Here is a 12,087-nt window from a genome sequence, read left to right on the forward strand (position 1 = left end):
GCCCGCGACTACACCTTGCCAGAAGACATCCGCAGCTTCCTGCAGGAACGCATCCTGACTGATGCCTGCGCCTTGCAAAAAGTCTTCATCGGCAAAATCATCGCCCGACTCTTTGTCTTCGTACAGGCAGAACATGAAGACACCGCAGCCTTCCTGCTGAACGACATCCGCAAAGATATATTGGACTGCCGATATTGCGGTTGATGGTTTAAATCAGAAAGGTCGTCTGAAATCGGTTTTCAGACGACCTTTTTTTAATCCGCAACTGGAGGGGCTTTGTTTTTAATGCTAAGGCTTGAGATGATGCACACGTTATCCAGTCTTAATCCCTTATTAGTAGATAGAGGCCTTCTTATCCACTCCAGTGAATCAGTCATTTAACCGCAGGGCATCCTGTTTACCATGCCCGCAAACAAGGCAAAACATGCCTGACCTACCTGTCAATGTCATCTGAAACAAAGTTTTTGTTTTCAGGTGACCTAATCTTTTTCTGCAAAATTTGAGGATAAGAAGGTTTACGTAAATACAACAGAAATAACTGGAAAATCTTTTTGTGTAGCTTTGAAATGTGAAGTTTGTTTTAACTTTGACGTACTGGAAAGGTAATTGAAAACCCTGAGACATTATAGTAGATTAAATTTAAACCAGTACGGCGTTGCCTCGCCTTGCCGTACTATTTGTACTGTCTACGGCTTCGTCGCCTTGTCCTGATTTAAATTTAATCCACTATAATATGATATTTCAGGCCAATCTGCTTCACCCCCCAATTTTTAGTAGCCGAATAAAAGGGACTGCCTTAAGCAGTGCCTTTAGAATCTGGCAGAGAGGAAGGGATTCGAACCCTCGATACGCTATTCACGTATACACGCTTTCCAGGCGTGCGACTTAAACCACTCATCCACCTCTCTGTGGAATTAAACATATTTTGTTGCCTGATATTGTATCTTAATCAGACAAATAAATCTATTCAATAAAAAATCCGGAATAAGCCGGATAATTGATTTGGTGCCCAGGAGAAGACTCGAACTTCCACACCCGTGAGGATACTAGCACCTGAAGCTAGCGCGTCTACCAATTCCGCCACCTGGGCTAATTAGGATGGAGATAAGCAAAGCGGCCCTAACCAAAATTTTGGTGCCCAGGAGAAGACTCGAACTTCCACGCCCGTGAGGACACTAGCACCTGAAGCTAGCGCGTCTACCAATTCCGCCACCTGGGCTTTGCTTTATTTCCTGTTTTGCGTTACAGTGGTTGACTATTTCGCAAAGAAGCGGTCATTATATATTTTAGAAAAAGAATGTCAACCAATAAAATGAACAAAAATATTAAATCTTTAAATTTACGAGAAAAAGACCCGTTTTTGAAACGGGAGAAACAACGTTACGAACATCCGCTGCCAAGCAGGGAGTGGATCATTGAATTATTGGAACAAAAAGGCGTGCCGTCCAAAATCGAAGTCTTGGCACGCGAGTTGTCGATTACGGAAGAAGAGTACGAATTCTTCGAACGTCGTCTGAAAGCGATGGCGCGGGACGGTCAGGTTTTAATCAACCGTCGCGGTGCAGTTTGCGCGGCGGATAAATTGGATTTGGTCAAATGCCGTGTTGAGGCACACAAAGACGGCTTCGGCTTCGCCGTACCGCTCACGCCCACCAAAGACGGCGACTTCGTTTTATATGAACGCCAAATGCGCGGCATCATGCACGGCGACATTGTTACCGTCCGCCCTGCCGGCATCGACCGCAGAGGCCGCCGCGAAGGTACGGTTTTGGATATTGTCGAACGCGCGCAAAGCAAAGTGGTCGGTCGTTTCTATATGGATCGAGGCGTGGCGATTTTAGAAGCGGAAGACAAACGCCTGAATCAAAGTATTGTCTTGGAACCTGACAGCGTCGCGCATTTCAAACCTGAATCCGGTCAGGTCATCGTCGGCGAAATCGAGACTTATCCCGAGCAAAACCGCCCTGCCGTAGCGAAAATTATTGAAGTATTGGGTGATTATGCCGACAGCGGCATGGAAATCGAAATCGCTGTGCGCAAACACCATTTGCCGCACCAATTCAGCGAAGCGTGTGCCAAAGCCGCGAAAAAAATCCCCGACCACGTTCGTAAAAGCGATTTGAAAGGCCGCGTCGATTTGCGCGATTTGCCTTTGGTAACGATTGACGGCGAAACGGCGCGCGATTTCGACGATGCCGTGTTTGCCGAGAAAATCGGACGCAATTACCGTTTGGTCGTGGCGATTGCCGATGTCAGCCATTACGTCCGCCCCGATGACGCTATCGATACGGACGCGCAGGAACGCAGCACCAGCGTTTACTTCCCGCGCCGCGTGATTCCCATGCTGCCGGAAAACCTGTCCAACGGCATCTGCTCGCTCAATCCCGATGTCGAGCGTTTGTGCATGGTGTGTGATATGGTCATCACTTATGCGGGCAATATTAAAGAATACCGCTTCTACCCTGCGGTTATGCGTTCCCATGCGCGCCTGACTTACAACCAAGTCTGGGACTGGATTTCAGACGACCTCGACCATCCGCACAAAGCCCAAATCGACACCCTCTACAAACTCTTCAAAATCCTTCAGAAAAAACGCTTCGAACGCGGCGCGGTGGAATTTGAAAGCGTCGAAACCCAAATGCTTTTCGACGACAACGGCAAAATCGAAAAAATCGTGCCCGTGGTCCGCAACGACGCCCACAAATTGATTGAAGAATGTATGTTGGCGGCAAACGTCTGCGCGGCAGAGTTCCTGATGAAAAACAAGCACACCGCCCTCTTCCGCAACCATTTAGGCCCGACACCCGAAAAACTCGCCACCCTGCGCGAGCAGCTCGGCTTATTGGGTTTGCAACTGGGCGGCGGCGACAACCCGACGCCGAAAGACTATGCTGCGCTTGCCGAACAATTCAAAGGCAGACCCGATGCCGAATTACTGCAAGTCATGATGCTGCGCTCCATGCAGCAGGCAGTTTACGAACCGCATTGCGACGGACACTTCGGCCTTGCCTACGAAGCATACGCCCACTTTACCTCTCCCATCCGCCGCTATCCCGACCTGACCGTACACCGCGCCATCAAAGCCGTATTGAACCAACAGACCTACACGCCAAACAAAAGCTGGCAGGCTTTGGGCGTACATACCTCGTTCTGCGAACGCCGCGCCGACGATGCCAGCCGCGACGTGGAAAACTGGCTGAAAACCTATTACATGCGCGATAAAGTCGGCGAAGTTTTCGAAGGCAAAATCTCCGGCATGACCAACTTCGGCCTCTTCGTTACGCTGGACGGCATCCACATCGACGGCTTAGTACACATCAGCGATTTGGGCGAAGACTATTTCAACTTCCGCCCCGAGATCATGGCGATAGAAGGAGAACGCAGCGGCATCCGTTTCAACATGGGCGACAAAGTCAGCGTCCGAGTGGCGCGCGCCGATTTGGACACCAGCAAAATCGACCTGACCTTGATCAGCGGCGGCAACAGCGGCAAAAAACGCCGCACTCAAACCACCGCCTCAACCGGCTCGAAAACCAAGCGCAAACTGACGGCGAAAGAAATCGACGACGCGATGAAAACACCTGTAAAACAGGAAAAACCCGCCGCCAAACGCCGCAGCAAAACCCAGCCTGCCAACGCACCGGCAACGTCGTCTGAAAACGGCAAAAAGAAAACCACCAAAGCCAAACCGGTAGCGGAAAAAGCCAAACGCAAAGACAAAAAACCAAGCAAAAGCGTGAAAATTAAGGTGAAAAATCCGGATACCGCGCCAACCAAGCGCAAAGGCAGAAGCAAGGCTAACGGCTGATATTGCAACCCTAAGCCTCCTTCAATCACAAAAGGTCGTCTGAAATTTTCAGACGACCTTTTGTGTAACAACATTCATTTTACAATAAATAAATGCCAATAGTTTGGATATGTTTAATTTTTCCGACTCAGGCATTGTTTGATTTTCCGTAACGGATAAAACAATCATCATGGTCAAATTGTAAGACACGGGCACGCTGTTGCTGCAACCACCCCCTCACCGTCCTTAATCCTGAACTCAAATAAGGTACGGTACTTTGTAAAATTTGCGGACGGATGAACATCACATTGTAATGCGGCGTTACAGGTGTTTCGATATAAAAGGCGTTGCACAAAGGCGTTTTTTTAGAAACCGTCCGAAATCTTTCTACCAAATCTTCCGGCAAATCAGGCATATCGCACGGCACAACCAAAAGCCAGTCGGCAGAGGCAATCTGCAAATCATTGGCAGCGGTACACAATGCAGCCAATCCGCCCAAATACCGCCATTGCCTTGCATCCGGCAGCAGGTGCGGGCTTCTAAGGGCATAATTTTCCAAATTACGGTTGGCACTGATGGCGATATGGTCAACTTGCGGTTTAATCCTATCAATAACGCAATCAATCAGCGTCTTACCCTGCCAGGGGGAGAGGCCTTTATCTACGCCGTCTGACTGTCCTCCTGACAATATCAACGCAAATATTTTCATATTTATCCTTTGTGAAGCGGTCTGGTTGCCCGATGTCGTCTGAAAGGTTTCATCCGTTCAAATGGGCTTATGATAAAATTCATATAATTTGAATTTTATCATAACATGATTTTACATTGAAACAGTGTCATTTCTATCTCTATTTGATGACGATCATTTCATCAGTCTGATTGCCTACAATCTGAATGAATGATATGTTTACAAGGTAAACGACCTCAAACTAGCAACGGCATATAGCGTCTATGTCCTTCACATTCCGTTTTTTAAACCACCTGAGCCTGTCCTCGCGCTTAAAGCTGCTGACCGCATTATGGGTCAGTTCTGCACTTTTGTCCGTCATCCTGACTTTAGTGCTCTCTTGGAGGCTGCAAAACGCCGCCACCGTCATTGAAGACGCAGGGAATTTGAGAACACAAGTGTACCGCCTTGCCTATATGGTCGGCGAACGCGCACCCAAGGCGCAAATCAACAATCAAATCCGCGAATTCGAACAAAATCTCAACCGTATCAGCCAGAGCAATGCCATCCACCCGCTGATGCCTTCAGAAACGCCGCCGGTTTACGACCTGATACAGTCCGCGCTTATTGAAGACTGGAAATCGAATATACAGCCCGTCTTGCGCCGTTACGAGCGTCCCGACCAAATCAAGCTCTACCGTTTTGCAGCCAATATCGAACTGTTTTTACAGGCGATGGAACATGCCAATGAGAAAAACACCTTATGGTTGCGCCGCTTTCAAATGATTATGATGGGGATGATCTTTGCGGCGGCAGGACTGATGATTATCTGGCACTACGCATGGATTATCCGCCCTCTGGAAACATTGAGGGACGGTGTAAAAACCATCAGTCAAGGCAGGTTCGGCGTTCAAATCGACACTGACCAGATAAGCGAGTTCGCCCAAGTCAGCAAAGGCTTCAACCAAATGAGCAGCCGGCTGAAAACACTTTATACCGATTTGGAAGGACAAGTGGCACGGCAAACTCAAGATTTGGCGCGCCAAAACCGCGACCTGACCCTGCTCTATCAAACCACCCGCAATTTGCATCAAACTTTCACCCCACAACAGGCGGCGGAGGAATTCCTCAAGCGAACCCTGCCCGCAGTCTCCGCAGAAGCGGGCAGCATCCGCCTTTGGGATAACGAACGCAAACGCACAGATATAGTGGCATCCATCGGACTGCCTGATGATTCGGATGATGGGCCGGATACTGCCTCGGATAAATCAGATAAAACGGAATTCAAACACGCCGTTTTCCCTATTAGCTATCAAGAAGAAGAACTGGGCGTTTTAAACCTGTATTTTTCAGACGACCTTAAACCTGATCACAACGACAACGAGCTACTGCACACATTGAGCGGACAATTAGGCGTTTCCATCGTCAACAGCCGCCTCGAGCAAGAGCGCCGCCTGCTTGCCGTTTTACAGGAGCGCAACCTGATTGCCCAAGGCCTGCACGACAGCATCGCACAAGCATTGACTTTCCTGAACCTGCAGGTTCAAATGCTGGAAACTGCGTTTTATGCCGACCAAAAAGAACAAGCCGAAGAAAACATCCGCTTTATCAAAGACGGCGTACAGGAATGCTATGAAGACGTACGCGAACTTCTGCTAAACTTCCGTACCAAAATCAGTAACAAAGATTTCCCCGAAGCCGTTTCCACCCTACTCGCCCGGTTCGAAAGACAAACCAAAATCAACGTGAGCGCCAAGTGGCGCGACGAAGGAGCAGCGTTAAACGACGACGAACAATTGCAGATTATCTTCATCCTTCAGGAGAGCCTGTCCAACATCCGCAAACACTCTCTCGCCCATAACGTTACCGTCAGCATTGACAACCGTCAGGACTTCACGCTGATCATCCGTGACGATGGTGTAGGCTTCGATCCCGCCCATCTGGACGCGCTTTCCGGCGAACATGTCGGCATGGGCATTATGCGGGAACGTGCCCAACGAATCCGTGCCGAACTGGAAGTCAGCTCCAAACCCGACGAAGGTACTACCGTTACCCTAACCTTACCCAAACAGAATAGAACATTCTCATGACCATTAAAATTATCCTCATCGACGACCACACACTCTTCCGCAGCGGCATCAAAGCCCTACTCTCACGCCAAAGCGACTTCGAAGTCATCGGCGAAGCCGCCGACGGCTTGTCCGGCGTCAAAATGGCGGAACAGCTCAAACCCGACGTCGTCTTACTCGACCTTGACATGCCCGTCATGAACGGCCGCGAAGCACTGGCACAAATCTTGGGCGTCAACCCGAACCAAACCGTCATCATGCTGACCGTTTCCGAAGACAGCGACGATTTGACCGAATGTATGCGCATCGGCGCGCGCGGCTTTTTGCTGAAAAACATCAACGCCGACTTCCTGCTCGACAGCATCCGCAAAGCCGTCGACGGCGACAACGTCTTTTCTCCCGAAATGACCACGCGCCTCGTCCAATCCCTGATTTCCCCGTCCGCACCGCGCACCGACCAGGCACTCTCCACCCTTACCCCGCGCGAACTCGAAATCCTAGGCTACCTCGCAGCCGGACACAGCAATAAAGTCATCGCCCGCCATTTGGACTTGGCAGAATCCACCGTCAAAGTCCACGTTCAAAACCTGCTGCGAAAACTTGACCTCAGCAGCCGCGTCCAAGCCGCCGTTTACGCCGTTCAGCACAAAGTCCCGCAGCCTGAAATCAATTAAACAGTTAAGGATACCGGTGCGAAAGCGGTAAAATCATGAAAGGTCGTCTGAAAATAGTTTGGACAGAATTTACACTATCCGTTTTCAGACGACCTTTCCCGTTCCAATCGGCTATGAAAAAGAGACAATCCGACGGGCATCATCTATCCGGCCGCCCGATAATCCACCCCTCGCGACGATAAAAACCATCGCAACTTTTAATATAAATTAAGGCCTATAAACGACTGCTGCGTTTATAATGCGCCTGTTTAATCCTTCCACTGAGAAGACGCCATGAAAAAACTCCTTTACTTCTTTACCGCCTTTTTTGCCCTGTGTTCCAGCGCGTTTGCCGTGAACGCCGATGATTTGCTGCCGCCTGAAAAAGCGTTCGTGCCGCAAGTGAACGTTACCGACAAAGGCATCAACGTCGAATTCAAAATCGCCGACGGCTACTATATGTACCAATCGAAAATCGTCGCCGCCACCGCGCCTGAAGGCGTATTGGCCGAACCGGTTTTCAGCAAAGGCGAACTCAAAGAAGATGAGTTTTTCGGCAAACAAACCGTATTCCACCGCGCCGCGCAGGTCAACTGGCCTTACAAAAAAGCCGCGCCGACCTACAAGCTGACGCTGACTTATCAAGGTTGTGCCGAAGCCGGCGTATGTTATCCGCCCGTGGACACATCTTTTGAGATTAAAGGCAACGGCCTGTACAAGACGCAAAGCGACGAACCCATATCCGCCAAAGACCGCTTCCTTCAACCGGATTCCGCCAAACCATCCCCCGCAGCCGCGCCTAAAGCCTCGCAAAACGACGACGGCAGCCACTTCAAATTATCTTGGGAAACATTAAACGCCAACCTGTTGGCGTTTTTTATCGCAGGACTAGGCTTGAGTTTTACCGCCTGTATGTACCCGCTTTTGCCGATTGTTTCCAGTATCGTCGTCGGCGATAAAAACGCCGGCAAAAAGCGCGCTTTCGCCCTATCTATGGTCTATGTACAAGGTTTGGCACTGACCTACACGCTGGTCGGCGTCATCGCAGGCTTGACGGGCGCACTTCTGACCGTATGGCTGCAACAGGCTTGGGTCGTTCTCGCCGCTGCAGGTCTGATGGTCGTCCTCGCGCTGTCTATGTTCGGACTCTTCAACATCCAACTGCCCAATTCTGTCCAATCTTATTTCCAAAACCAAAGCAGCAAACTCTCCGGCGGCAAAATCGCTTCCGTATTCGTCATGGGCATACTCTCCGCGCTAATCGTCGGCCCCTGCGTCGCCCCGCCGCTGGCATTTGCCTTGGGCTATATCGGACAAACCGGCGATGCCGTCTTAGGCGGACTGGCGCTGTATGCCTTGGCACTCGGCACCGGCGTTCCGCTGATCCTCATCGGCACATTCGGCGGTCACGTCCTGCCGAAAGCAGGCGACTGGATGAACGGCATCAAATACGCCTTCGGCTTCATCCTGCTTGCCGTTGCCGTTTACCTCGCCACGCCGCACCTGCCCTACTACCTCGTTGTCGCGCTTTACACCCTGCTCATGATCGTCCCCGCTGTCATGTTGCTGATTAAATCGGGCAAACAAAAAGGTCGTCTGAAAACTACAGCCTCCGTTTTAGGCTTCCTTCTGCTCATCGGCGGCGCATGGTTCGGATGGCAAAGCGCAAACAAACAAACCACCGCCCTGCACCACTTCCTGACACTCGCCCCCCCGTCTGAAGCAGGCAAAACCACCGACCACGGCAAAATGTTCACCGACGTCGCCGAACTCAAAGCCGCTATGGATGCCGCATTGAAAGCCAACCCCGACAAGCCCGTCGTTTTGGATTTTTACGCCGACTGGTGCATTTCCTGCAAAGAAATGGCAAGCTACACGCTCAACCAGCCGAAAGTGCATGAAGCCGTCGATATGGAACGCTTCTTCCAAATCGACGTAACCGCCAACACGCCTGACCATCAGGCAATGTTGAAAGAATACGGCCTCTACGGCCCGCCGGGCATATTCATCATCCACGCCGACGGCCGCCGCAGCGACCCATTACTCGGCTTCGCCAAACCAGACGAATTTATCAACTGGTACAAACAAAACGAAAAATAAAGATGAAAGGTCGTCTGAAAAACATGAGACAGGGTTTTCAGACGACCTTTTTGCAAACAACCGCACTATAATGCCTACTGTCCCCTTTCACAAAGGCAGCCTGATGCAAACTTGGCACGAAGCAATCGGCTCGGAAAAGTCCGAATCCTATTTCCAACATATCATCGAAACCGTCAAAAAAGAACGCGGCATGGGGCGGATTATCTACCCGCCTGCCGAAGACGTGTTTAACGCTTTTAAAGCAACGGAATTTGGTAACGTCAAAGTCGTTATTTTGGGGCAAGACCCGTATCACGGCGCAGGGCAGGCGCACGGGCTGGCGTTTTCCGTCCGCGAAGGCATCGCCGTCCCGCCTTCGCTGGTCAATATTTACAAAGAGCTGGCGGAAGACATCGAAGGTTTCCAAATCCCGCAACACGGCTATCTGCAACACTGGGCGGAACAGGGCGTTTTACTGCTCAATACCGTCCTGACCGTCCGCGCTGGGCAGGCGCATTCCCATGCCACTTTGGGCTGGGAACGCTTTACCGACGAGGTGGTCAACCAAATCAACCAAAACCGCGAACACGTCGTCTTCATGCTTTGGGGCAGCCACGCGCAGAAAAAGGGCGCGTTTATCGACCACAGCCGCCATCTCGTCCTCAGCGCGCCACACCCCTCGCCGCTGTCCGCTTATCGCGGCTTCTTCGGCTGCAAACACTTTTCCCGCGCCAATGCCTATTTGAAGGAAAACGGCATGACGCCGATAGATTGGCAGGTATGAAATAGGTCGTCTGAAAACGGCGATCAACCCCATCATCTGTCTGAACAAGCCTTCCTTTTCAGACGACCCCTTTCCCAACCCCACAGGAGAACACTATGCAGGTAACGACTTCAGCCATTGTCAACGGCGAATTTGAAGACAAATACGGCAAACGCGGCAGCCAGTTCAGCCCGAACAATATGCCGACTTACTCCATCCCTTTTGAAATCAGCGGTGCGCCCGAAGGCACGAAATCCTTTGCTGTCGTTTTGGAAGATAAAGACGCCATTACTGCCAGCGGATTTGTGTGGACCCACTGGCTGATTTCCGACCTCAAGCGCACCTCCGTCACCGAAAACGAAAGCCTGACCGCCACCGACTACACACAAGGCGCAAACAGTTGGGCAAGCCTGTTGGGCAAATTGGACATCGAAGAAGCCACAGGCTACGGCGGCATGTATCCGCCCAACTGCCGCCACCGCTACGAACTCATCGTTTACGCACTCGACACCGTATTAAACCTACCGCGCGGCTTCCGCTTCAATGACCTACACTTTGCCATGCAGGGACATATTTTAGACAGCGCAAGCGTGATGGGAACGTATGACGTATAAACCCTAAGCAATTTGTGACCTTTGCTAGATTTTTTAGAAAACCCAATCTTAGAAACAAAAATGTCGTCTGAAACCTGTAACTAAGTTTTCAGACGACGTTTTTATTGAATCAGCTTAAAATGAACTGACGATTTGTTTCAAAAAATGTTTGTTTTAAATCTTTGCTTTGGAGTTTAAAAAGCAGATTCGTTCCAAATGGTCAGTTCTTTTTAGCAAGTTTTAGCCGATGATATTGGATGCGTCCAACCAGACAAAATCGAATTTGGCAAACATGGTGCTGCTGCTTGAACCTGCCTCGCGATAAGCAAGAGTATGCTGCTCTGTATCGAAGATGAGATAAGGACGGTCTTTTTGAAGAATGACCTCAGGGTCTTTTCAACGAACATATTTGACCAGTTCAAATTGGCGTTGCTGCCAGTCAGCAGTGAACGCATACCGGATAGGTCGAGTTTGTCTGTCGTAGGGTTAAAATCGAGCAAACGGTCTATACTGCCTTCACGAATATCTGATGCAGTAAAGGCAACGGTGTCGTTGCCTTCACCTGTGATGATGGTGTCGCTGCCCGAGCCGCCAGCGATATAGTCGTCACCATCTCCACCGTTGAGGTGGTCATTTCCATTGCCACCTGACAGGGTGTCGTTGCCACCCATGCCGTACAGGGTATCATTGCCGTCTTCACCGCTCAGACGATTATCCCCTTTGTTGCCCGTCAAGATATTGTCATTATGGTTGCCAATACCGAAGATGTTGTTGCTGCCTATTAAAGTCAGGTTTTCAACATTTTCTGCGGCGGTGTAGGAAACGCTACTGTAAATGGTATCGGTACCTTCTCCCGATCGCTCGGTAACTGTGTCATTTACATTGTCCACATGATAGACATCATTTCCGTCTCCGCCGCTCATGCGGTCTAGACCGGTGCCACCGTCTAAATAAAGTATCATTTCCATGTCCACCATCAAGTACGTCGTTGTTTTCACCACCTTCTAGGATATCATCTCCGTTACCCCCGTAAAGTTGATCCTTACCCCATCCACCCTTCAGAAGGTCGTTACCGTCCATGCCGTAGAGCGTGTCATTTCCGCCCCCCCCCGCTTAAGCGGTTGTTGCCGCTGTTGCCTATCAGAATATTGTTGGAGTTGTTGCCAAATCCAAAAAGGTATTGCCGTCGCCTTCCAGTGTCAGATTCTCGACGTGTGTCGGTAAGGTAAAGGTTGTATCGGCGTAAACCGTATCATTGCCTTCATGTGCATATTCAACGATGGTGTCGCCTGCGTTCTTACTGTAATAAATATCGTTGCCCAATCCGCCGTAGAATGTGGTATACCCGAGACTGCCATGTAAAACGTCATTGTTGGGTGTTCCTTTAAGAACGACGGGTTTGACGGGTTTATTATTTGCTGCATTGCCGGGTAAAGAGTGCAATGTATCGGCCATGATGGTTCTCCTTGAGAACAA

10 protein-coding genes, 3 tRNA genes and 1 pseudogene are annotated in these 12,087 nt (G+C 50.2%); 7 read left to right on the top strand and 7 right to left on the bottom strand.

Translation table 11 applies throughout. The features are described from left to right. Positions 1 to 204 (top strand): annotated as a pseudogene (locus NSCA4_RS13140) (acyl-CoA dehydrogenase family protein); the annotation flags it as partial. Positions 205 to 817: 613 nt separating this feature from the next. Here NSCA4_RS13140 and NSCA4_RS0110465 read toward each other — a convergent pair. The 3 genes from NSCA4_RS0110465 to NSCA4_RS0110475 all read right to left on the bottom strand — a co-directional run bounded on the left by NSCA4_RS0110465 (position 818) and on the right by NSCA4_RS0110475 (position 1,219). Further along, positions 818 to 908 (bottom strand) — tRNA-Ser (locus NSCA4_RS0110465). A gap of 95 nt (positions 909 to 1,003) precedes the next feature. Then, positions 1,004 to 1,090, bottom strand: a tRNA-Leu gene (locus NSCA4_RS0110470). 42 nt (positions 1,091 to 1,132) lie between these two features. After that, a tRNA-Leu gene (locus NSCA4_RS0110475) sits at positions 1,133 to 1,219 on the bottom strand. A 93-nt stretch (positions 1,220 to 1,312) separates the two neighbouring features. On the opposite strand from NSCA4_RS0110475, the gene rnr reads away from it, so the two are divergent. Then, positions 1,313 to 3,808: a ribonuclease R gene (gene rnr, locus NSCA4_RS0110480; RefSeq protein WP_029609730.1), complete on the top strand. Its 2,496-nt coding sequence runs from the start codon at positions 1,313 to 1,315 to the stop codon at positions 3,806 to 3,808. A gap of 127 nt (positions 3,809 to 3,935) precedes the next feature. Here the strand turns inward: rnr and NSCA4_RS0110485 are convergent, their stop codons facing one another. Continuing rightward, positions 3,936 to 4,496, bottom strand: coding sequence for a molybdenum cofactor guanylyltransferase (locus NSCA4_RS0110485; RefSeq protein ID WP_016688078.1), 561 nt, complete (start codon positions 4,494 to 4,496; stop codon positions 3,936 to 3,938). A gap of 242 nt (positions 4,497 to 4,738) precedes the next feature. Here NSCA4_RS0110485 and NSCA4_RS0110490 point away from each other — a divergent pair, with 242 nt between their 5' ends. The 5 genes from NSCA4_RS0110490 (at position 4,739) to NSCA4_RS0110510 (ending at position 10,632) form a co-directional block, all read left to right on the top strand. Next, positions 4,739 to 6,544 (top strand): histidine kinase, encoded by a 1,806-nt coding sequence (locus tag NSCA4_RS0110490; RefSeq protein ID WP_016688079.1) that lies wholly within the window; start codon positions 4,739 to 4,741, stop codon positions 6,542 to 6,544. Next, complete coding sequence (locus NSCA4_RS0110495) at positions 6,541 to 7,197, top strand: response regulator (protein ID WP_016688080.1); 657 nt, start codon at positions 6,541 to 6,543, stop codon at positions 7,195 to 7,197. The genes NSCA4_RS0110490 and NSCA4_RS0110495 overlap by 4 nt, the downstream gene beginning before the upstream one ends. 273 nt (positions 7,198 to 7,470) lie before the next feature. Continuing rightward, positions 7,471 to 9,276, top strand: a complete 1,806-nt coding sequence (dsbD, locus tag NSCA4_RS0110500) for a protein-disulfide reductase DsbD (protein ID WP_016688081.1) — start codon at positions 7,471 to 7,473, stop codon at positions 9,274 to 9,276. 103 nt (positions 9,277 to 9,379) lie between these two features. After that, complete coding sequence (ung, locus tag NSCA4_RS0110505; RefSeq protein ID WP_029609731.1) at positions 9,380 to 10,039, top strand: uracil-DNA glycosylase; 660 nt, start codon at positions 9,380 to 9,382, stop codon at positions 10,037 to 10,039. 95 nt (positions 10,040 to 10,134) lie between these two features. Next, on the top strand, positions 10,135 to 10,632 hold the full coding sequence (locus tag NSCA4_RS0110510) for a YbhB/YbcL family Raf kinase inhibitor-like protein (protein WP_016688083.1): 498 nt from the start codon (positions 10,135 to 10,137) through the stop codon (positions 10,630 to 10,632). 209 nt (positions 10,633 to 10,841) lie between these two features. Here NSCA4_RS0110510 and NSCA4_RS16125 read toward each other — a convergent pair whose 3' ends face one another. From NSCA4_RS16125 to NSCA4_RS16135, 3 genes are read right to left on the bottom strand one after another with little or no spacing between them, the layout of a single operon-like run. Then, positions 10,842 to 11,588, bottom strand: coding sequence for a calcium-binding protein (locus NSCA4_RS16125; RefSeq protein WP_303660082.1), 747 nt, complete (start codon positions 11,586 to 11,588; stop codon positions 10,842 to 10,844). Beyond that, positions 11,512 to 11,691, bottom strand: coding sequence for a calcium-binding protein (locus NSCA4_RS16225; RefSeq protein ID WP_303660083.1), 180 nt, complete (start codon positions 11,689 to 11,691; stop codon positions 11,512 to 11,514). Before NSCA4_RS16225 ends, NSCA4_RS16125 begins: the two co-directional genes overlap by 77 nt. A 60-nt stretch (positions 11,692 to 11,751) precedes the next feature. Beyond that, complete coding sequence (locus tag NSCA4_RS16135; RefSeq protein WP_029609732.1) at positions 11,752 to 12,066, bottom strand: hypothetical protein; 315 nt, start codon at positions 12,064 to 12,066, stop codon at positions 11,752 to 11,754. Positions 12,067 to 12,087: the final 21 nt, after the last annotated feature.

It is taken from the genome of Neisseria sicca 4320 (assembly GCF_000193735.1).
GTDB lineage: Bacteria > Pseudomonadota > Gammaproteobacteria > Burkholderiales > Neisseriaceae > Neisseria > Neisseria sicca_E.